The following is a 20,023-nucleotide window of genomic DNA, read 5'->3' as shown; positions in this document are numbered from 1 at the left end:
GTGAACGGAGAAGACTCGCAGAAAACGATAAAATCCCCGGCCCTGACGATAGACCTTCATGGCCAGGCGGAGCACATAGTCTACAGAAACGCGGAGAACGGCTACACCGTTCTCCGCCTTCGCGTGCGCGGCTATCCCGACCTCGTCACAGCCGTCGGGATACTGGCAGAGCCCGCCGTCGGCGAGATACTCACGATGAAGGGCCGCTGGACGGAAAACAGCCGCTACGGGATGCAGTTCCACTTCGACGAATGCGACAGCGCTATGCCCTCCACGGCGGACGGCCTCGAAAAATTCCTCGGCTCCGGCCTCATACGCGGCATAGGCCCGGCGACCGCCGGCAAAATCGTCGAAAAATTCGGCGCCGACACGGCGAGGATACTCGACGAAGAGCCTATGCGCCTCGCCGAAGTCAAGGGCGTCAGCCTCGCCAAAGCCGAGGCGGCGGGTCAGTCGTGGCGCGAGCAGCGAGAAGTCCGCGAAGTCATGATATTCCTCCAGGGACACGGCGTCGGCGCCGGCTACGTCATGCGCATATTCAGAAAATACGGCCTCGCCTCCATCGACGTGATGAAGGCCAACCCGTACCAGATAGCGCTCGAAGTGCCGGGCATAGGCTTCGCCACAGCCGACGCGATAGCGCAGAAGCTCGGCGTCCCGCACGACTCTCCGTACAGGATAGCGGCCGGCGTCCACAGCGTCCTCAACGACCTGACCGGCGAAGGGCACGTCTACGTGCCGCGCCGCGTGCTCGCGTCGCTCGCCGCGGAAAAGCTCGGCGTCGCCGAAGAGACGGCAGCAGAAGGCATCGAACAGGCGCGCATGGGCGGAAACGTCGTCGTAGAGGGCATATCGGAAAAAGAAGGCGAAGAAGAGAGCGCCGTCTACCTTCCCGCCTTCCACTACGCCGAGACGCACTCCGCGAAGAACCTGCGGATGATAGCCGACGAGCCCTACAACAGCAAAAGCGTGGACTGCGCCGCCGCTCTTCCGTGGCTCGAGCGCGAAATGGGCATAACATTCGCAGAGGCGCAGCGCGAGGCGATAACGCGCGCCGTCAACTCCAAAGTCATGGTCATAACTGGCGGCCCCGGCACTGGAAAGACGACGATAATCCGCGCCGTCCTTCGCCTGCGCGAAGAGGGCGGCTACCGCGTGATGCTCGCCGCGCCGACGGGGCGCGCCGCGAAGCGCATGACGGAGGCGACGGGACATGAGGCGCGGACGATACACAGGCTGCTCGAATACTCGAGCGGCGGCTCCTTCGGCGAAGACCAGGCGCAGCGCGCGGCCTCGTCCTTCGGCGGCTGCTTCATGCGCAACGAGGAAAACAAGCTCGAATGCGACCTGCTAATCGTAGACGAAGCCTCGATGATAGACCAGATACTATTCCATCACCTGCTTAAGGCCGTTCCGCGCGGAGCGTCGCTCATATTCGTCGGCGACGTTAATCAGCTTCCGTCAGTCTCGCCGGGCAACGTGCTCAAGGACGTCATAGATTCCGGCGTATGCCCCGTCGTCATGCTCAACGAGATATTCCGTCAGAGCGGCGAAAGCCGCATAATCACCAACGCCCACCGCGTCAACCGGGGCGAGATGCCTCTCGAGCCGGAGGACGGCGCGCTCTCCGACTTCTACTTCATCGAGCCGAAGGTCGCGGCCGAGGGGCTCTCCGACGAAGAATACAAGAAACGCTTCGACGAGAGGGTACTCGCGACGATAAAGAAGCTTGTCACCGAAAGCATACCGCGCCGCTTCAAATTCGACCCGGTGAACGAAATTCAGGTGCTCTGCCCGATGCACAGCGGCGTCGCGGGAACCAGACGCCTCAACGCGGAGCTCGAAAAGCTTCTAAACACGGGCGGCGGCGCGCGCGTGCAGCGCCTCGACCGCGTATTCCGCGCCGGCGACAAAGTCATGCAGATCAAGAACAATTACGACAAGGACGTATACAACGGCGACATCGGCACGATACTCTCGATAGACGGCGAAAACTCCCGCATCACAGTAAAAATGGACGCCGGCGTCGTCGAATACGACTTCACGGAGCTTGACGAACTCGTCCACGCCTACGCCGTCTCGATACACAAATCGCAGGGCTCGGAATATCCCGCAGTCGTCATCCCGCTTCTGACGCAGCACTACGTCATGCTCCAGCGCAATCTGCTGTACACCGCGATAACTCGCGGCAAGAAGCTCGTCGTCATAGTCGGCACGAAAAAGGCGCTGCGCATAGCCGTAGCGAACGACAGGACTAAAAAAAGATACACGCGTCTCGCGCAGCGGCTGCGCGGCGAAAGATAAGGCTCAGTCCTGCGTAAGCCGCAGCACCTTCGGCTCGCACTGGGAAACTACGTCTATAACGTGGTTCTGCGTATATATGCCGTAATGCTTCCATTCCGCCGGATAGAAACTTCCGTCGTCGAGCCTGCACGCGTCCGTAGAGACCGTAAGATAGTCGAGCAGTTTTGATTTTTCGAATACGATTAAAAATTTACCGGAACGAATTTCTTCCGGGTCGTAAGAACAGAACGATTCTCTGCGTACTTGGTAGATGATATAGTCCTCGAATACAATTTCAAATGAGAGCGAGCAATCGGGGGCGATCTGGCGGCATTGAGACAATATCCGCGCTAAAATTCCTTTCTCGCCCTCGTCGCTTGACGCGTCCGAGTCCGCGTGCTCTACTGTTTTTGCGCCCATTATAACGATGCGGAGTTCGTTATCCTCGTATTCTTCAAGGCGGCTGAGGAACGGGCCCGCTTGACGAGAGCTTAAAATATTATCCATTTCAGAAAAAGAGATTTTCGTATCCACCGGCGTTTTTCCTCGATTCTCCGTCAAGCGCAAGAAGGCGCGCGCGAGCTTAAAAGCTCTTTCATATAATTGTCTGCATATGAAAAATCCATGTCTCGGTTTTCTTTAAGATATGCGGAAAAATATCGCGCGGCGTTTATCTCGTCCCCCCTCATAAAGGCGCAGTAGCTTTTCAGCAGCAAGAACTCTTTCATCCAAAGTATGGGAACGGCTGAAAACGACCGCGACAGCTCGTCAAAATCGGCGGACAGGACTGCTTGATACGAGCCGCGTTTATCCAGCCATGATTCTATTTCGGGCATGACGGCGGCAATCAGCCTTTTAGCGGTGTCCGCGTCCTGCGGAAAACCAATTTGGCCGCGAAAAACCGCTGCGCAGCCCGCAATCTGTTCGATCCGCCATCTGAACGCGCATTGGCTCTCTTTCGGCTTTTTCGTCGTTTCGCAACGCTGCGACAACACCGGCATGCCGTCTGGGTGCAGCGCGACGTTTATGAAAAAGTAATCTCCGTACGCGCCCGTCTGAAAATTTATCAGTTTGTAAAAGCCGTTTTCCGTTTTCCAGAAAGAATTACCGTGTTTCTTATATCCGTACTCGGTTATCTGAATTTTAACATCGTTTAATATTTTCATGCGGCCTCCGCTTTGTTCCTGGAATGGAAATTCGACTGATTCGCCTGTTTCCGCCTTTGCGCTGAAATCCAAGCCTGCTTATAAAAACGCGCCCTTCCATAAACGAAAGGGCGCGCCGTGTACGAGCTGTTTTTAGAAATATCTCGTGCTGCTTCTGTAGATGTTTTCCCTGCGGCCTTCGAGTCCGTCCTTTTCTGAGGCGGCCAGGCGTTTTTCCGTGTAGCGCGCGAAGCGCACGAAGGGCAGGCCGATGAGCAGGTAGATTATCGCGACTAGGATTCCCGGGCCGAAGTAGTCGTAGTAGGTAGCTGAGACCTGTCCGTAGACTTTCGTGAGGTCTACCATCGTGATGATGGAGACGAGCGAGGAGTCCTTCAGCAGCGATATGAAGTCGTTGTTTATCGGCGGGATTACGACGCGGATGGCCTGCGGAAGTATGACTTCGCGCATCGCCTGCCAGCGCGTCATGCCGAGCGCGAGCGCGGCCTCCCACTGAGTGCGCGGTATCGCGAATAGGCCCGTTCTGTAGACCTCTGCTTCGTAGGCCGCGTAGTTGAGGCCGAGCCCTATCGCTCCGGCCCAGAATGGCGAGAGCTTGATGCCGACCGAGGGCAGCCCGTAGAAGATGAAGAAGAGCTGTATCAGCACCGGCGTTCCGCGCACTATCTCGACATAGGCGGTCGCGAGAGCGGCGGCCCACTTCGGCGCGAATACGCGCGTGACTGCGAGGCAGAGGCCGAGCGCTATCGCTATCGCCATCGCGACGAGAGAGACTTCTATCGTTACGACGGCGCCGCGCGCGAAGAGCGGGGCCGCCTCCCAGTATCTTTCAAGCCGCTTTTGGAACGTGAGCTGCGGGCGGTGAGCCTCCGCCCATTCGTTGTAGCGTACCGGCTCGACTTTCGGTGGGTCGTAGTCGTTGAACTCTTCCGCCATGACGGGCGTCCAGAGGTTCCAGCGGTCGTATATCTCGCGCAGTATCCCTTTGTCGCGCAGCGCGACCAGAGCGCGGTTGACTTCGCTCGTCAGCTCTTTGTCGCCTTTGCGCATGGCTATCGCGTAGATTATTTCGCCGATGGGCGGGCCGACGAATTTTATTTCGGGGTTGAAGCCGGCGGAGTAGAGCGCTATCGGCTGGTCGAAGAGCGCCGCGTCGAGGCGTCCGTTCGCGAGGTCTTCGTAGGTGTTGGCCTCGACGATGTAGGTGCGTATCTCGACGCCGGGGACTTCTTCGAGCACCATCTGGGCGTAGCTTTCTTTCAGCGTGCCGGCGACCTTGCCCTTGAGGTCCTGCAGGCCGTTTATGGAGTTGTCCTCGCGGCGCACGGCAAGCTGGAGGAAAGTCTTGTAATACGGGATGGAGAAGTTTACCTCGCCCTCGTGCTCCGGCGTCACTTCGAGGCCGTTTATCGCGATGTCGTAGAGGTTGCGGTCGAGGCCTGGGATGAGGTTGTCCCATGCGTTGTTGACGTAGACGGGCGTGCGTCCCATCTCTTTGGCGAGCGCCTCTACGATGTCCACTTCGAAGCCGATGAGCTTCTTGGGGTCCGTCGGGTCTGGGAACATATATGGGAAGCCGCCCTCGGAGTCGCCGCCCCAGCGCAGTATTTTCGCGCCCTCGGGAGCGGCCGCGGCTTCCGGCGCGGGAGACGCGGCTTCTTCAGCGAGAAGCGCGGCGGGCGCGCAGAGCGTAAATATAAGAGCGAAAATTGCAATAAGCTTTTTCATCAGCATGTCACCCCTGCGTTTACAAAGTGGCGGAGGAAGGCGCGGGTGCGTTCGTTCTTCGGGTTGGCGAAGAGTATGTCCCCGTCCTCGTACTCGACGATCTCTCCCTTGTCCATGAATATGATGTAGTCGGAGGCGTCTTTGGCGAATTTCATCTCGTGCGTGACGATTATCTGCGTCATGCCTTCCGCGTCGAGGTCCTTCATAACGTGGAGGACTTCGCCGACGAGCTCCGGGTCGAGCGCCGACGTCGGCTCGTCGTACAGCATGACGCGCGGGTTCATCGCGAGCGCGCGGGCTATCGCGGCGCGCTGGCTCTGACCGCCGGAGAGCGTCGACGGGTATCTGTTGGCGTAGCCCTCGAGGCCGACCTTTTCGAGCATTTTCATGCCGAGCTCGCGAGCCTCTTCTTCCTTCATCTTCTTCACGACCATCGGCGCGAGCATGATGTTGTGCAGGAGGTCCTTGTTGGGGAAAAGGTTGTAGCTCTGGAAGACCATGCCGACCTCGGTGCGCAGCTCATGGACCTTCTGGAGCAGTTCGGGAGTCGGCCTTTCGCCGGGCCTGCGCGACACAGTGACGCCGGCGACCGTGACGGAGCCGGAGTCCATGAGCTCGAGGCAGTTGATGCAGCGCAGGAAGGTGGACTTGCCGCAGCCGGAAGGCCCTATGACTGTGGCGAGGTCGCCCTCGCGTATGGTGAAGCTGACGTCCTTGAGGACGACGCCGTCCTCGTAGCTTTTGCAGAGGTGTTCTATAACGATTAGCGGTTTGTTGACGGTGTTCATATATTTACCCCCTTGAGATTTTTTCGTTTTTGAAAAAATTCCGCAGGGAGGTCATATCCGAAGGCATTCGCCGCATATGATGTGGGCGGGAAGCGCCGCCGTATATGCGGGAATGAAACGCCCCGCCGTATGCGTGCGGCGCGGCTCGAGCGTGGTGTGGAGTTTCGCTCCGTGTCTGTCACACCAGACACCAGTGTTTTTTTTCAATTTTCGTCTCACGTCCCTTCCGTGTAACGACATAAACGCCGTTAGTGTAATGGTTTTACGGTTGGAATGCAAGGAGTTGTTGTATAGTTTTACAGAAAGGAAACGTAAAGGCCGCGGAACGAGCCGCGGCCTCCCGGTTCATTCCTCGTAGCCGAGCTCGCGCTTCGTCTTTTCGATGTCGGCCTCGGTCTCCTTTATCCATCGCTCCAGCGTCTCCGGCTTTATCTTCTTCGATTTCGGGTCGTTGAGCAGAGTGTCGAGCTTCTTCTGCTGTATGCGCAGCCACTCGACCTTAGCCTCGCGGAACTGGATGTCTGCGACGGCGTTTCCGCGTTCGCCGTCGTCCTCTTTTATGAATGCGCGGCTCATCTGCGCCATCTCCTTTCGCGCGCGAACGCGCCGAAAATGTCCGATACCGGCGGAACTACACGGCTATTATAGCAAAGTGCGCGCGTCTTTTGCCCGCGGCGCGTCCGCGGCGAATCTTGACATCGCGGTCGCCGCGCATATAATTAAGCATCGTTATATTAAGTATGCTTAGTGTTTGGAGGTTTTCATGGAATCGCTGCATTATCTTTTGATGAAGGCGCACGGCGCTATGAGGCGCGCGATGCTCGCCGAAGGGGCTAAGCTCGGCCTCACGCCGGGACAGCCGAAAATTTTGGAATTTCTTATGAAAAACGGAGAGAGCGATCAGAAGACCCTCGCCGCCGACTGCGAGATAGAACAGGCGACGGCGGGCGGCATCCTGCTTCGCATGGAGGAGGCGGGGCTTATCGCGCGGCGCCGCAAAGAGGGCAACAGGCGCTCGCTCTACGTGTCGCTCACAGCCGCGGGGGCTGAGGCGGCCCGCAGGATGGACGATGCGGCGCGCGGGCTTGACCGCCGCGCCGCGTCGCGGCTGCCTGACGGCGCGGAAGAAAGGCTGAAAGAGATGCTGGCGTCGGTGCGCGACGCCGTGTCCTCCGCGGAGGGCGAGAGAAGATGACCTGCCGGAACGCCGCGATTTTGCTTAAACGCTATATACTGCTGTGCTTCGGCCTCGCGCTTATGGCGCTCGGCATCGGCTTTTCGGTCAAGGCGAAGCTCGGCACGTCCCCGATATCCAGCCTGCCTTACGTCGTAAGCCTTTTCTCGCCTCTCACGCTGGGACAGGCGACGATAGCGATGCACTGCGTCTTTATCGTGATACAGATCGCGCTTCTGCGGAAACGCTTCGAGCCTGTGCAGCTCGCGCAGCTCCCCATAGGGATAATGTTCGGCTACATGATCGACGCGGGCATGTGGGCGCTCGGCTGGGTGGACTGCTCTGCCTACTGGCAGCTCTGGCTGCTCGTCGCGGCCGGGATACTGCTCGTCGGCACGGGCGTGGCCTTCGCCGTGGCGTCGGGAGCTGTGCCTCTCGCCGGAGAGGGCGTAGTCGTCGCCGTCTGCCGCGTGCTGCACGTCAGCTTTCCCCGCATGAAGATAATCTTCGACGCGACGCTCGTGACGACGGCGCTCGTACTGTCGTTTTCGGTGATGGGGCACGCCGAGGGCGTCCGAGAGGGGACGCTCGCCGCCGCGCTCTGCGTCGGACTGACTGTGAAGGCCGCGAACAGGTTCGTCGTGCCGCTGTCGAAGAGGTTTTTGTCGTAAACGACGCACGCTTTTAGTGATATAATTATGTCAGAATACTGCTAATAATATCAAAGGCGGTGAATTTCTAATGATTATAAAACCTTCGACTGCGCTGCGTAACGATTACACGTCCATTTCGGATCTGGCTCACTCGGAAGACGAACCGATATATATTACGAAAAACGGCGAGGGAGATCTTGTCGTTATGAGTATAGAGGCTTTTGAGCGAAGAGAAGAGATTTTGAAGCTGCGTTCGAAACTCGCCGCCGCAGAACTGTCACGTATATCCGGCCAACCCACGCTTTCCGTTGACGAATCGCGCCGCAGGCTCGAAGCGATTTATGGCGAAGATTTATAGCGTCGAGATACTTCCGCCGGCGCAGGCGGAACTGGAGGAAACCGCGCGCGTTCATCTCGCGTTGTCCGGCCCGCTGTCAGCGCGCGGAATTACGGACAGGATATATGAATCCGTAGAACGCCTCGCGCGTTATCCGCTTTCGGGACATCCTACGCGTGACGAACAACTTCGTGCCGGCGGCTGCCGTTTCGTCATCGCCGGCAAGTATATGGTTTTTTACCGACTGATTGGCGAAGCAGTTGTGATTTACCACATCGCGCACGGAGCAGCAGATTACCCGAAATTGTTCAAAAACGCTTCGGCTTGATGCCGCGCCGCACAAAGGAAGCCCCGGACCTTACGGCCCGGGGCTTTTGCGTGTTTGCTGTATTTTCTCTGTTTTTACTTAGTCGTCGTAGTTTTTGCCGTCGTTGCCGCCTTTGCCGGGTGCGTTGTCTTTTCTGAAATCTTTGCGCTCGCAGAGGACTTTGCGGTCCGGCGCGGCGTTCTGGTCGGGGCGCTCGGACATTATCTCGGCTACGGCGTCCGCCGTGCCTTCGGCCCCGAAGGCCGTGATGAAGCGCTCCGCCCACCACTCCATCTCGTCGACGATCCTGTCGATTATCGGCTGCGGCTCTGCGAGGATCATGTCGCAGAATGGCAGGTTAAGTTTTTTGTAGTCCCCGCTCTTGCGGCTCATGCCTTTTTCGTCGGCGGCGGCGACTATCTTCTCCCAGAGCCCGACGGAGATGCCGCGGTCGGCTTCCTTAGTGTAGGTGCCGCCTTCCGTTATAGCGTTGCCGGTGTCCGGATCCATCTTGATGCCGAAGTAGACGTTCTGGAAGAGCGTCGCGACGTTGCCCTTGCGTATGCCGTACTTGCGGAAAGTCGAGACCTTGTCGAGCGGCGTGCCGGAGATGCCGTGCTGCGCTATCGCGACGCCGTAGGGGGCTATCGCGTCGGCTATTTCTTTTGTGCGCTTGAGGTCGATGCCCTCCATCTGTCCTGCCGTCGGGTCGTATGTGCCGTGGAGGCTTCCGTTGGAGATGGCGAGGTAGTCCGGGAATATCTGCCACGCGTTGAGGCCGCCGATATAGTAGGTGGCTTCTTCGACGGTCGAGAGCTCGCCCGGGCCCTTTATCTCTCCGACTTCGACTTCGAGGCCGAGTTCCGGCGGCAGCCATCCGGCGAGCGCGCGGGTTGCCGCGAAGTTGTCGTAGTCGTCGAGGTGCGAGGCGTCGATGGCGACGGAGGTGAATCCGCTGTTGAGTATCTTCGTGAGGTGTCCCACGCCTTTGAGGACGTCGGCTTCGCTCTTTATCGCGTAGTGGTCGACGTGGAGTCCGAAGACTGCGCCGTGCCCCAGCTCCGCCGAGTATTTCAGCGCGTAGTCGGCGAGGTTGTCGTATGTGGAGCCGCAGTAGGTCGATTCCGATTTCGCGAGCTCGATGAGGACGGCCGCGTTTTTCTTCTTCGCCGCGCGGAGCACGCCCTTTACGACGAGCGGATGACGCGCGTTGGCCGCGAGCACGATGGAGTCGCACTTCTTCGCCGCCGCCGCGATGTCGCGTCCGCTGACGAGTCCCATTTCGTCGTTCGCGAAGCGCGCCTGTACGTTGAGCGGGCGTTTTTTCAGAAGTTCCTGGTAGGCTTTACTCTTTACATCCATTGGAATCTCCTCCTGATGTTTTTTGTATTTATGTCCGTACCGATTATTTTAGCCCTTAGACATGGATATTGCAAAGAAAATCTGAGGGGCGGCGGAGCCATCCCGGTCCGCCGGCCTTTTACTCTTTTAGGAATTTTTTTTCGATGAAGCGGCTTCGTCCGAAGGCGCCTATTTCTTCATAGGCGCGTGCGGCTTCTTTCGCGTAATCGCCCGCGGCTTTGTCTATGACGGCGGAGAAGGGCTCCGCCGGCAGGCGGCCATCCGCGACTGCGGCTGAGACCCACGCCTTCGCCATGTACTGCGCGGCGTGCCAGCTTTTTTTGCCTATCGCCGAGAGAAAATCGGCTTTTTTTAGCGAGTCGAGCGCCGCCTCAGCGTCGCCGGCGTCCGCGTCGCATATCGCTTTGAGGCTGTAGAGCAGCGATGTACAGTGTCCGCCCTTCGAGCTTTCGAAGAGCTTCGCGCCCTTGCGCACGTGGGCCTCGAAGAGCGCGCGGTCGCCCATGTCGAACGCGGCGTCTGCGGCGTGGGCGTGGAAGTGGCTTCGTCCCCAGAAGAGGCCGCGTTCCTCGCATATTCCGACGCATTCCTCGAACCGCCGCAGCGCCTCGGCGGCTTCGCCGCGCCTCTGGCGCATCTCGCCGATGTAGCATTTCGGCGCGAGCATGTTGAGCGTGTAGTGGCGTCCCGTGAGGGCGAGGTCTTCAAAGACCTTGACTGACTCCATGAATATCCGCTCCGCGCCGTCGAAGTCGCCCTCTATCTGCTTCGCCATGCCGAGGAAGCGCAGCGCGAGCCCCGCGTGGTTTTCCTTGCCCATGCGGCGCGAGAGCGCGAGTATAGCTTCGCCGGTCTCCTTGAGCTTTTCGCCCTCGTCGGTCTGCAGGTAGTAATGCGCGATGTCTTCCATAGCGTGTATGTAGGTCTCATCGAGTCCGTTCTCGGAGGAGACCTTCAGCGCGCCGGACAGGAGGGTCATGCCCTTGCCGTATTCTCCCCAGTTTATGAGGTAGCCGCCGTAGAGCTCGAAATAGGACGCTTCGAGCGCCGTCAGCTCTTTTTCGTCCTCGGGGCACGAACCGCGCAGAACGCCGAGAGTCGCGCGTATCTCCTCGAGCTTCTCCTCCGTCTCCTCGCGGCTGCTGAACGGCACGGAGCACTGGAGCAGCACAGCGTCTTCCATCATCGGGAAGAGTATGTGGTTCAGGTTTATGTGGAAGAGCATCTCCGAGATGTTCTGCCGGAGCACCTGTATCTTCATGCCCGCCATCGTGTAGTGGTGGCGCAGCTTCGCGCTGAGCGCGGGGTTCCAGACGTGCGGCGACCAGCGCGAGGCGAGCACTCCGGCGATCTTCGCGTGGAGCTGCCGCCTGCGGAAGGCCGGCATCGAGTCGTAGAGGCAGTCGCGCACGTTCGCGTGGAGGAAGTCTATCGAGGCGCGCCCGCCGTCGTTTACCTCGCGTATCATTTTTTTCTGCAGGAGCGCGTCGAGCGTCTTTTCCGTGCTTTCGAGGCTTTCGGAGAGCGCAGCCGCGAGCTCCTCGGGCTGAGCGCCGCCGCCGAAGGCCGACAGCGCGAGTACGAGCGACCGCTCCGCCTCGGACATTCCCTCGAGGCGGCTCATTATGAGCCCCTTGAGTCCGTCGCGGCAGTCGGCGTTCTCGTTCTCCATAAGTATGCGCATCATCTCGGCGAGCAGCAGCGGCATCCCCTCGCTCTCGCGGATGAAGTATTCCTCGCCGCGGCAGCTTATGACCTCTTCGGGCAGGAACGAGCGGCAGTAGCTCATGATCTCTTTTTCGCCGAAGGGCGCGAGCGCCAGCTCGAGCGTCCTGACGCGCGCCTGCGGCTTTATGTTGTATATCATGCGCGCGGCGGGCGCGGCGCTCTCGGGGCGCGCGGTCATGAATATCACCGCTGGGATTCGAAGCTCCGAGAGAAACACGCGCAGCGTCGAGAGCGACCTGTCGTCGAACCAGTGAAGGTCCTCGAATATGAACACAGGCCGCCCGCCGGCGCAAAGCTCCTGCGCGAGGGCGGCGAGGGCGCGCCCGACCGAAAGCGGCGTCTTTTCCGGCGAGAAGGCGGCGCTCACGGGATTCTGCCCGTCCATAAAGCCGTAGAATACTGAGGAGAGCATCGCGCGCACGGATGCAGGCGGCTCTATGCCGCGCCCGGCGCAGGCCGCGCCCATAGCGGCGGCGACGCCGTCCCACGACGAGTATGGAAATTTCTCGCCGACAGACAACGGCGAGGCGCGGAAGACGTCCGAGCCTGCGAACGCCGTTCGCACTGCCTGCTCGACGAGCGCCGTCTTGCCGACGCCGCCCTCGCCGTGTATGAAAATCACGTCGACGGCCTCTCCGCCGCTCTGCGCGAGGGCGAGTATCCTGCGCATCTCGCGTTCGCGTCCGCAGAAAAATTCTCCGGGCGATTTTGCGGCGTCCGTGAGCCTGCCCATCGTGAGCAGAAAATCTCTCGCGCGCTCGCTCGGCTCCATGCCGAGGTCGGAGCGCAGCCTTTCGCGGTATGAGTTGTAGACTGAGACGGCCTTCGACGGCACGCCCTCGTCGCGGTATATCTCCATAAGCTCCAGCACCGACTCTTCTTCATACGGCTCGAAGAAAAGCAGCGCGGAAAGCGCCTCCGCCGCCTTCTCGGAGTCCTCGGCGTCGTAGCAGGCCGTTATGCGGTCGCGCAGCGCCGCCGCAGTCCTTTCGCGCAGCTTCGCGCGCGTCTCGCCGAGCCACTCGCCGAACTCGGGCCGGTCGAGAGTGTCGAAGCCGCTCAGCGGCTCGCGGAAAATCTCCTGCGGCAGAGGCTCGGAAGGCGAGGCGAGCTTGTCTATCATCACAGCGTCGGTCGTGAAGCCGGCGAGACGTATCTCTTTTTTATCTGCGTCCACGCAGCCGGGGAAACTCCTGCGCAGCAGGCAGAGCGCATTGCGCAGGCTGCCCGCAGCCTGCTTCTCGTTCTTGTCGCCCCACAGCAGAAAGGCGATTTTTTCCTTCGGCGCGCTCTTCTCGGCGGCGAGGTAGAAAAGCAGGGCCTCGGCCTTTTTGAAAGGAAGCGACACGGCCTCGCCGTCTTTGGTGATCAGCGGTTCGCCGAAAAAAGAAAGGTTCAAAGACATCACGCCGCGCTCCTTCCGCAGATTTTGCGTTTACTACAGAAATTATAGCAAAAAAGAGCGGCCTCCCGCGCTCGCCGTGAGCTGCGCGGAAGGCCGCGGAATTTCGCGCGCGGGCGCGCTTAGAAAGCCGGCAGCACGCCCTTTGATGCGAGCTCTTCCGTGATGAACTTCTTCACCTCGGGCGAGTTGAGCGCGGCGGCGAGCGCCTTTATCTTCGGCGAGTCCTTGTCCTCTCCGCGGCAGGCCAGCACCACCGCGTAGGGCGAATCCTTGTCCTCAAGCGCGAGCGCGTCCTTCGACGGGTCGAGCCCGGCGTCCACCGCGAAGTTCATATTTATGACCGAGATCGTCGTATCGCGCAGAGTGCGCGGAAGCTGCGGGGCCTCGAGCTCGATTATCTTGAGCTTCTTCGGATTCTCGACGATGTCGCGCGCCGTGAGGTTTATCCCGTCCTTCATCTTAAGCAGCCCCTCGCGCTCGAGCAGCTTGTAGGCGCGGAAGCCGTTCGTCGGGTCGTTCGGCACCGCGACCACGGCGCGCTCGCCGACCTCGGCTATAGACTTGACCTTATGCGAATAGATGCCTATCGGAAGCAGATGCACCTTCACAAGAGGCACGATGTCGAGATTCTTCTCGCTCCTCATATTTTCAAGATAGGGCAGATGCTGGAAGAAATTCGCGTCGAGACTGCCGTCCGCGAGCGCGAGGTTCGGCTGGATAAAGTCGGTGAACTCCTTGATTTCAACCTCGTAGCCCTGCTTTTCGAGGACGCCGGCGGCCACCGCCGCGATCTCCTGAGCCGGGAAGGGCGTCACTCCGAGCACGATCTTCTCGGCGGCCTGTGCCGCAGAAGCGAAAAAGAGCAGAGCGCAGAAAACAGAAACAATTTTTTTCATACCATAACCTCCGTATAGAATTTCCCAAAGGCGAAACTTCGCCTAATCCGACAAACGACGCGCGAAACACATGAATTTCAATTTCGGTCCACCACTTCCTCCAAAATTGCGAAAATAAAAAAGGACCGGGCCCGCCAAGCGGACCCGGTCCTTAATCGACAACGCCAAATCTAAGCGCCGGTCAATTCAGGAGAGGAGCCGCCGCAGCCGCGCATCATCATGCACATTATCATCGAAAAATCCGTAAAAGCCATGACGTTTCCTCCGTTCCCCAAATGTCGGCCCAGCGCCGCATACAACGGGAAAATTCTACACGGCGCGCGCCGCGCCTGTCAAGCCCGCGGCGCGCCCGTTCCGCTAGCCGCGGGCTGTGCCGCAGGACCTGCGCGAAGCGGCGTTTTAATGAACTTTTATCTTATTTATGTTTCGTTTCTGCCGAAATATAAACTCTGACGGAAACGGCACGCCGCCGGCGACGCCGGGCGTCTCTTTGCTTGTATTCCCCCCTTTTCAAAACGGAGATTTAATGATAGAGTAAGCGTATCAGCAGTAAAAATTAAACGCATTTGGTTTTTAGGTTCAAAACAAAATTATACGAGGAGGACGAATCAATGCTCAGCACTCAGCAGATCATCGACAAGACGAACGAACTCGGCGCTCACAACTATCATCCGAAGGACGTGGTTATAGTCGAAGGCGAAGGCGTCATGGTGCGCGACCCCGAGGGGCGCGAGTACTTCGACATGCTCTCGGCCTACTCGGCGCTGAACTTCGGACACCGCCACCCGGAGATAGTCGAGGCCGCGAAGGAGCAGCTTGACAAGGTGACGCTCACCTCGCGCGCCTTCCACAACGCCGTGCTCTGCGACTTCTACGAGAAGCTCTGCGCGCTGACCGGCAAGGAAATGATCCTCCCGATGAACACGGGGGCGGAGGCCGTCGAGACCGCGCTCAAAACCGCGCGCCGCTGGGGCGTCGAGAAAAAGGGCGTCGAGAACGGCAAGCAGGAGATAATAGTCTGCGAGAACAACTTCCACGGCCGCACGATAGCCATAATAAGCTTCTCGACCGACCCGGACGCGCGCATCAACTACGGCCCGTACTGCCCGGGCTTCAAAATCATCAAGTACGGCGACGCCAAAGCTCTCGAAGAGGCCATCACGCCGAACACCGTCGCCTTCCTTGCCGAGCCGATACAGGGCGAGGCCGGCATAATAGTGCCGCCCAAGGGCTACCTCAAGGAAGTCCGCGAGATATGCACGAAACATAATATCCTCTTCATCGCAGACGAAGTACAGACCGGCTTCGCGCGCACTGGCCGCATGTTCGCGTGCGAGTTCGAAAATGTGGTTCCCGACATGTATATACTCGGCAAGGCGCTTGGCGGAGGGATCATGCCTATATCGGCCGTTGCGGCGAACAAAGATATTCTCGGCGTCTACACGCCAGGCACGCACGGCTCGACCTTCGGCGGCAACCCTCTCGCCTGCGCCGTCTCAATCAAAGCTATGGAGATACTCGTGCGCGACGATTATCCGAAGCAGGCCGAGGAAAAGGGCAATTACTTCATGCAGAAGCTGCGCGAGATAGACAATCCGGAGATAATGGAAGTCCGCGGCTCAGGCCTCCTTATCGGCGTAGAGTTCACTGTCAGCGCCGCGCCGTATGTCAAGAAGCTCATCGCAAACGGCGTGCTTGCGAAGGAGACGCACGAGCGCACGATACGCTTCGCGCCGCCCATCGTCATCACCTACGAACAGATAGACAAGGCCGTCGAGGGCATCAAAAAAGCATTCGCCAAGTAGGCTTATCCGCCTGCCTTTCCGTTTCCTTACGTCGGGCGCGCCAAATTGGCGCGCCTTCTTTGTTTGTAGACTTTGCTGCACAAATATGCGCTGTGTTCCGCAGCGCCTGCTGAGCCGCATCTGTTATGCGCTTCGGCCGCTTGTTGTATAATCGCCGTAAAATTATCGAACGGCGGTGTTGTTATGATAGATTTGGCATTGGGTTTCATCGGCACGGGCGGTATAGCGTCGGCGATGGCGCGCGGCTTCTGCTCCGCTCCGGAGTTCTCCGGCAAAATCAATCTCTCCGTGCATAAAAACCGCGAAAAAGCCGACGCTCTGAAAAATGCCTTCCCTGGACGCGTTTCGGTGTTCGACTCGAACCAGGCCGCATCCGACGCATCAGATGTAGTTTTTGTATGCGTCCTGCCGCAGCAGCACGAGGCAGTCGTACGCGCGCTGCACTTCCGCCCAAACCAGCGCGTCATGCACATCACCGGCGGCGTGAAGCTCGCGGATTCTCTTCCGCTCTACGCCCCGGCGAAAAGCGCGGCGCGCGCCATACCTCTGCCCTTCGCGGCGCGCCGCATGGGGCCGCTGCTTTTTTACGGCGGCGACGAAACGCTCGCTGAGCTCATGTCGCTGATAGGTACGCTCGTGCGCGTGAAGAGCGAGCGCGAGCTTGAGATACTCGGCCCAGTCACTGGCATGATGGTGCCGTACTATGCGCTTCTCGGCGAAAGCGTCCGCTGGAGCATGGAAAAGGGCCTTGACTTCCGAACCGCGCTCGACTACGCGTCGATAATGAACGAAACGCTGTCGTCATTCATGCGCACCGACTGCGGCGAAGATACGGAGGCGTTTTACACGGAAAATTCCACTCCGGGCGGAGTCAACGAACTGGGGCTGAAACTTCTGCGCGAACGCGGGTTTTACGGCGACTGGCGCGAAGTCCTCGAAAAGGTCTACGAGCGGTACAACTCGATGGGGAAGGGCAAATAAACACTGCTATTGTGATAAGACAGTAGTTTTTTATTTGATAAATTGAATTACAATAAGCTGCCCGAAGAAGGGAAAAAGTGGCGGAAACGGATTGCACAGAAGTCGGATTTGCTGAAAAATCCAAAACCGCAGCGGGGGCGGAAGTAGAGAACAATACAGTAAAATATGGAGGAAAATAAATGGGAATGATTGCAAATTATCAGTCAACTACTGACATTGAATTAGAAAAATTTATGTGTCTTGATGATGTGGAAGAAGCACAGGAAAATGAGAACTTAGAAATTTGTGATATAGATAAAATGTGGGACGCACTTCATTTTTTGCTGACAGGAAAATCTGCCAGCGAACCGATTGAAGATAATTTAATCAGCGAAGCGATTGTAGGACAGTATAATATTTCTGGGGAAGAAATTGAAGAATTTATAGCTGGAACGAAAACTGATAGAGTGAAAGAAATTGCAAAGGCGTTGCAAGAGCTTGATTTTGAAACATATATTGATAAATTTGATATGAGTGCGTTTCGCCAAAACGATATTTACCCTGATATTTGGGAATACGAAGAAGAAGCTGATGAAATTAAAGATGATTTAAGAACCTCATTTGAAAGTTTGAAAAAATTTTATGAGAAAATGGCAGAGCAAGAAAGAGCCGTATTGGTGTCAATCTACTAACTATCTAAATTTACCTGTTGAAAAAATAGCAAAGCCAGCCGAGCCAGTCAACGGTCAAGATGAACGGCGTATTTCATGCGCCGCCGTTGACAGTCCCGCCCGCCTTTTCCAAAATTTCGAGAAAAGAAACGTTATGAAATCAGATCCGGGCGGAGTCAACGAGCTGGGGCTGAAACTTCTGCGCGAACGCGGGTTTTACGGCGACTGACGCGAAGTTCTCGAAAAGGTATACGAGCGGTACAACTCGGTGGGGAAGGGCAAGTAAATCGAGTCGCAGAGGGCTTGTGCGCCGATATCATGGCTTTATAGTCGTTCAAACTGAATGAAGAAGCTGCCTAAGGAAGAAAATAAACGGCTGAGAAAGACAGCACGAAAGACGGGCTTACTGAAAAAATCTAAATCCCTAGCGGGGGAGAGAAAATAGGGGAACTAAAAGCTTAAAGTTAGGGAAAATATTTATGGATAAAAAAAGCAAAAAAATTTTGATGCGCTACATGGATGATGCGAGGCGAAACCTGTTATCGCTTGAAGAAATTGCGTATGCCAAAAAACAAGGAGCCATTTTAGAGGATTTATCTATTTCACACGAAGAAGCTATATGCATTTTGACACAAAGTCTTAAATGTATTTCTCTTAGTGATGCTGCCAATTCTTTTTTATATAGTTTATCTACTCGTGATATGGAGTATCGATATATTTTAGCATCGTATATATATGCTGTAAGTTGGCTAATGTTTGATAGAGGTAAGACAGACAAAGTTCCATCTCGGCTGGATAGAACATTTTATAATTATGTCAAGTATCAAGGTGGTGGAATTTGTGGTGGGATTGGAAAACCCATTTTTTATCTGAGTGAATTTGCGCGTATGGATAAAAAAAGCCCTACAAATATTGACAAGAATATTTTATCAGAAATAATATCAATATCATCTGCGATGAATTACCAAGCCACCGGTATTATGTTATGTAAAAAAATTCAGGAAAGTAAACTATTGCCCTGCAATAAAAACGAGGTTATCGGAATACTTGAAACGCTTGCTATTTGTGGGATTTTGGAAACACCGGAGCATAAAGGATATATTCATTTCTTTACTCCGCCGTTGATGAGGGATACCGGAGATTTAAGGCAAAGTCTATCCTATCCGCTCAACTGGTGGCGTGGAGAAAATAAAGTGAATTATGATAACTTCTACAGAATTTTTAATATTGATTTGCCCAATTTGTAGTGAAGATAGCAAAGTCAGCCGAGCCAGTCAACGGTCGATATGAACGGTGCATTTCATTCGCAACCGTTGACAGTCCCGCCCGCCTTTTCTAAAATTTCGAGAAAAGAAACGTTATGAAATCAGATCCGGGCGGAGTCAACGAACTGGGGCTGAAACTTCTGCACGAACGCGGGTTTTACAGCGACTGGCGCGAAGTCCTCGAAAAGGTCTACGAGCGGTACAACTCGATGGGGAAGGGCAGATAAACTGTGTCGTTGGCGGCGCGTGTGCTAAGCATAGCTTTACAGTTTTTTAACCGAAGCAGTCAGAAGTTTGGAGGGTATGCTATGTTTGAAGCGTTTTACGAGAAATATGCCACGGAGGAGCAGGAAGCGGTTGTTCTGATTCGCAACTGTATCGGAGGCGGGTATAACAATAAAGGAGACTTTTGGGAGATGACCGCCATATCGTTAGGTATGGTGTTCTGCGCAACAGGTGAGAAGAATATCCGGGAGGGACGGATGAAATGGCCCGTTGCCGATGAGGAACGAAACGGTGAAAAGGGCTGGGGAAAATTTGGAGAAGGACAGATTTGCCGGGTCAAGGTTCGGAAGCTGTTAGATGAGTATGTGCCGAACCACGCCGCCCCGGAGAAGTTCAACTGCTGGGCCGTCACCGAGGTGTTGAAGCCGTCGGAATCCTGCCCGGAATTGGAGGCGGTTTTGGAGGAATACAAAAAGCCTGTAGTCATCGAGGACAAAGTGCTGGGAACGCTGACCTTAAATCGTGAGTTCGATATGTTTGAGACTAATTTTTCATGGAACGGCGCAGAGATTCCACTCGCACTTGAGGTCAACCAGGAGAGCAAATCTTCATGGAGCCGCGCCCGTACTGCGGCAAAAAAATTGATTGCCGAGCAGGAAGCATGGGACAAGGCTATGCGGGAATTTGCGGCTAAGGAGCTTACGGAGCTTGCCAACGACTGGCTGGCGGATGACGACGAAAACGAGGATGCCGAGCCAATCACGGAGGAATCATTTGCACAACGCATTACCCTCTCAGAACTTACGATTACCTCAGGCGGCAGCTTCACCGCCTATTATAACGACGACGATATGTTCTGGGGGCATGTCGTAGAGGTCAGCGGCTCTTTGAAGAAGGGCATTACCGATGCCAACATTTCAGGATAACTAATAATTTATACAATAAACACAGTGGAGCACGACGATTCGCGCTCCGCTGTGTTTGTTTTTTGCGTCTCCGCGTTACTTTACCAGCGGCAGGACTTCCGTTTCAAAAAATTCTTTTACCTTGTCCGGGGCCACGGAGTAAAACTTATCGTCCACCGTGACGCATACGCCCTCTTCGCAGCGGCCCATGCAGAAGACGCCGCCGAGGTTGATTTTATCTTTGAGCTTGCGCTCCGCTATCTGGTACTGCAGCCCTTCGACTACGCGGCGGGAGCCTTTTACGTGGCACGCGCTTCCTATGCAGACTTTGATCTTTATCATTTCAATTACCTTCCTTAGTTAAG

At 56.5% G+C, this 20,023-nt stretch carries 19 protein-coding genes and 1 pseudogene; 11 read left to right on the top strand and 9 right to left on the bottom strand.

The window, feature by feature from the left end:
* Positions 1-2,304, top strand: coding sequence for an ATP-dependent RecD-like DNA helicase (locus tag B5F39_RS00775; RefSeq protein ID WP_204245002.1), 2,304 nt, complete (start codon positions 1-3; stop codon positions 2,302-2,304).
* A gap of 3 nt (positions 2,305-2,307) precedes the next feature.
* On the opposite strand, the gene B5F39_RS00770 is transcribed toward B5F39_RS00775, so the two are convergent.
* The 5 genes from B5F39_RS00770 to B5F39_RS00750 form a co-directional block, all read right to left on the bottom strand.
* Entirely contained in the window at positions 2,308-2,790 is a 483-nt protein-coding gene (locus tag B5F39_RS00770) for a hypothetical protein (protein WP_143330605.1), read from the bottom strand.
* A gap of 50 nt (positions 2,791-2,840) precedes the next feature.
* On the bottom strand, positions 2,841-3,449 hold the full coding sequence (locus tag B5F39_RS00765; RefSeq protein WP_087362929.1) for a DUF4304 domain-containing protein: 609 nt from the start codon (positions 3,447-3,449) through the stop codon (positions 2,841-2,843).
* A gap of 132 nt (positions 3,450-3,581) precedes the next feature.
* The gene (locus B5F39_RS00760) at positions 3,582-5,177 is read right to left on the bottom strand and encodes an ABC transporter substrate-binding protein/permease (RefSeq protein WP_087363149.1); all 1,596 of its coding nucleotides are present in this window, start codon (positions 5,175-5,177) and stop codon (positions 3,582-3,584) included.
* Entirely contained in the window at positions 5,177-5,965 is a 789-nt protein-coding gene (locus tag B5F39_RS00755; protein WP_087362928.1) for an amino acid ABC transporter ATP-binding protein, read from the bottom strand. Before B5F39_RS00755 ends, B5F39_RS00760 begins: the two co-directional genes overlap by 1 nt.
* 345 nt (positions 5,966-6,310) lie before the next feature.
* A complete protein-coding gene (locus B5F39_RS00750; RefSeq protein WP_087362927.1) occupies positions 6,311-6,541 on the bottom strand; it encodes a hypothetical protein in 231 nt (76 codons plus the stop codon).
* Positions 6,542-6,728: 187 nt separating this feature from the next.
* Between B5F39_RS00750 and B5F39_RS00745 the strand changes: the two genes are divergently transcribed.
* The 3 genes from B5F39_RS00745 to B5F39_RS00735 all read left to right on the top strand — a co-directional run bounded on the left by B5F39_RS00745 (position 6,729) and on the right by B5F39_RS00735 (position 8,150).
* Positions 6,729-7,160 (top strand): MarR family transcriptional regulator, encoded by a 432-nt coding sequence (locus tag B5F39_RS00745; protein ID WP_204245001.1) that lies wholly within the window; start codon positions 6,729-6,731, stop codon positions 7,158-7,160.
* Positions 7,157-7,810: a DUF6198 family protein gene (locus B5F39_RS00740; RefSeq protein WP_087362926.1), complete on the top strand. Its 654-nt coding sequence runs from the start codon at positions 7,157-7,159 to the stop codon at positions 7,808-7,810. The genes B5F39_RS00745 and B5F39_RS00740 overlap by 4 nt, the downstream gene beginning before the upstream one ends.
* 70 nt (positions 7,811-7,880) lie before the next feature.
* Positions 7,881-8,150, top strand: coding sequence for a type II toxin-antitoxin system Phd/YefM family antitoxin (locus B5F39_RS00735; protein ID WP_087362925.1), 270 nt, complete (start codon positions 7,881-7,883; stop codon positions 8,148-8,150).
* A 385-nt stretch (positions 8,151-8,535) separates the two neighbouring features.
* Here the strand turns inward: B5F39_RS00735 and B5F39_RS00725 are convergent, their stop codons facing one another.
* The 3 genes from B5F39_RS00725 to B5F39_RS00715 form a co-directional block, all read right to left on the bottom strand.
* Positions 8,536-9,798, bottom strand: a complete 1,263-nt coding sequence (locus B5F39_RS00725; protein ID WP_087362923.1) for a class II fructose-bisphosphate aldolase — start codon at positions 9,796-9,798, stop codon at positions 8,536-8,538.
* A 118-nt stretch (positions 9,799-9,916) separates the two neighbouring features.
* Positions 9,917-12,931 carry an AAA family ATPase gene (locus tag B5F39_RS00720; protein WP_087362922.1) on the bottom strand — a complete coding sequence of 1,005 codons (3,015 nt, stop codon included), beginning with the start codon at positions 12,929-12,931 and terminating at the stop codon, positions 9,917-9,919.
* Between the two features lie 119 nt (positions 12,932-13,050).
* Positions 13,051-13,827, bottom strand: a complete 777-nt coding sequence (locus B5F39_RS00715; RefSeq protein WP_087362921.1) for a MetQ/NlpA family ABC transporter substrate-binding protein — start codon at positions 13,825-13,827, stop codon at positions 13,051-13,053.
* A gap of 611 nt (positions 13,828-14,438) precedes the next feature.
* On the opposite strand from B5F39_RS00715, the gene rocD reads away from it, so the two are divergent.
* The 7 genes and pseudogenes from rocD to B5F39_RS00690 all read left to right on the top strand — a co-directional run bounded on the left by rocD (position 14,439) and on the right by B5F39_RS00690 (position 19,679).
* Positions 14,439-15,632 carry an ornithine--oxo-acid transaminase gene (gene rocD, locus B5F39_RS00710; protein ID WP_087362920.1) on the top strand — a complete coding sequence of 398 codons (1,194 nt, stop codon included), beginning with the start codon at positions 14,439-14,441 and terminating at the stop codon, positions 15,630-15,632.
* 183 nt (positions 15,633-15,815) lie between these two features.
* Positions 15,816-16,613 (top strand): NAD(P)-binding domain-containing protein, encoded by a 798-nt coding sequence (locus B5F39_RS00705; RefSeq protein ID WP_087362919.1) that lies wholly within the window; start codon positions 15,816-15,818, stop codon positions 16,611-16,613.
* A gap of 39 nt (positions 16,614-16,652) precedes the next feature.
* Positions 16,653-16,760: pseudogene (locus B5F39_RS14695) on the top strand (transcriptional regulator); the annotation flags it as partial.
* Between the two features lie 32 nt (positions 16,761-16,792).
* Complete coding sequence (locus B5F39_RS00700; protein ID WP_087362918.1) at positions 16,793-17,284, top strand: YfbM family protein; 492 nt, start codon at positions 16,793-16,795, stop codon at positions 17,282-17,284.
* Positions 17,285-17,742: 458 nt separating this feature from the next.
* Positions 17,743-18,510 (top strand): hypothetical protein, encoded by a 768-nt coding sequence (locus tag B5F39_RS00695; RefSeq protein ID WP_087362917.1) that lies wholly within the window; start codon positions 17,743-17,745, stop codon positions 18,508-18,510.
* Positions 18,511-18,623: 113 nt separating this feature from the next.
* Complete coding sequence (locus tag B5F39_RS14620; protein WP_255375994.1) at positions 18,624-18,755, top strand: hypothetical protein; 132 nt, start codon at positions 18,624-18,626, stop codon at positions 18,753-18,755.
* An 81-nt stretch (positions 18,756-18,836) separates the two neighbouring features.
* Positions 18,837-19,679, top strand: a complete 843-nt coding sequence (locus B5F39_RS00690) for a DUF2262 domain-containing protein (RefSeq protein WP_087362916.1) — start codon at positions 18,837-18,839, stop codon at positions 19,677-19,679.
* Between the two features lie 75 nt (positions 19,680-19,754).
* On the opposite strand, the gene B5F39_RS00685 is transcribed toward B5F39_RS00690, so the two are convergent.
* Positions 19,755-20,000 carry a (2Fe-2S) ferredoxin domain-containing protein gene (locus B5F39_RS00685; protein WP_204244999.1) on the bottom strand — a complete coding sequence of 82 codons (246 nt, stop codon included), beginning with the start codon at positions 19,998-20,000 and terminating at the stop codon, positions 19,755-19,757.
* Between the last annotated feature and the right edge of the window lie 23 nt (positions 20,001-20,023).

The organism is Cloacibacillus sp. An23, from assembly GCF_002159945.1.
GTDB lineage: Bacteria > Synergistota > Synergistia > Synergistales > Synergistaceae > Caccocola.
This window is presented reverse-complemented; position numbering and strand designations above follow the sequence as displayed.

Bases quoted from the DNA above. Each gene is read 5' to 3' on its own strand.
- B5F39_RS00725 (WP_087362923.1), bottom strand. From the start codon at position 9,798: ATGGATGTAAAGAGTAAAGCCTACCAGGAACTTCTGAAAAAACGCCCG.
- B5F39_RS00715 (WP_087362921.1), bottom strand. From the start codon at position 13,827: ATGAAAAAAATTGTTTCTGTTTTCTGCGCTCTGCTCTTTTTCGCTTCT.
- rocD (WP_087362920.1), top strand. From the start codon at position 14,439: ATGCTCAGCACTCAGCAGATCATCGACAAGACGAACGAACTCGGCGCT.
- B5F39_RS00745 (WP_204245001.1), top strand. From the start codon at position 6,729: ATGGAATCGCTGCATTATCTTTTGATGAAGGCGCACGGCGCTATGAGG.
- B5F39_RS00695 (WP_087362917.1), top strand. From the start codon at position 17,743: ATGGATAAAAAAAGCAAAAAAATTTTGATGCGCTACATGGATGATGCG.
- B5F39_RS00735 (WP_087362925.1), top strand. From the start codon at position 7,881: ATGATTATAAAACCTTCGACTGCGCTGCGTAACGATTACACGTCCATT.
- B5F39_RS00750 (WP_087362927.1), bottom strand. From the start codon at position 6,541: ATGAGCCGCGCATTCATAAAAGAGGACGACGGCGAACGCGGAAACGCC.
- B5F39_RS00740 (WP_087362926.1), top strand. From the start codon at position 7,157: ATGACCTGCCGGAACGCCGCGATTTTGCTTAAACGCTATATACTGCTG.
- B5F39_RS14620 (WP_255375994.1), top strand. From the start codon at position 18,624: ATGAAATCAGATCCGGGCGGAGTCAACGAACTGGGGCTGAAACTTCTG.
- B5F39_RS00700 (WP_087362918.1), top strand. From the start codon at position 16,793: ATGGGAATGATTGCAAATTATCAGTCAACTACTGACATTGAATTAGAA.
- B5F39_RS00705 (WP_087362919.1), top strand. From the start codon at position 15,816: ATGATAGATTTGGCATTGGGTTTCATCGGCACGGGCGGTATAGCGTCG.
- B5F39_RS00755 (WP_087362928.1), bottom strand. From the start codon at position 5,965: ATGAACACCGTCAACAAACCGCTAATCGTTATAGAACACCTCTGCAAA.
- B5F39_RS00770 (WP_143330605.1), bottom strand. From the start codon at position 2,790: ATGGATAATATTTTAAGCTCTCGTCAAGCGGGCCCGTTCCTCAGCCGC.
- B5F39_RS00685 (WP_204244999.1), bottom strand. From the start codon at position 20,000: ATGATAAAGATCAAAGTCTGCATAGGAAGCGCGTGCCACGTAAAAGGC.
- B5F39_RS00720 (WP_087362922.1), bottom strand. From the start codon at position 12,931: ATGTCTTTGAACCTTTCTTTTTTCGGCGAACCGCTGATCACCAAAGAC.
- B5F39_RS00760 (WP_087363149.1), bottom strand. From the start codon at position 5,177: ATGAAAAAGCTTATTGCAATTTTCGCTCTTATATTTACGCTCTGCGCG.
- B5F39_RS00690 (WP_087362916.1), top strand. From the start codon at position 18,837: ATGTTTGAAGCGTTTTACGAGAAATATGCCACGGAGGAGCAGGAAGCG.
- B5F39_RS00765 (WP_087362929.1), bottom strand. From the start codon at position 3,449: ATGAAAATATTAAACGATGTTAAAATTCAGATAACCGAGTACGGATAT.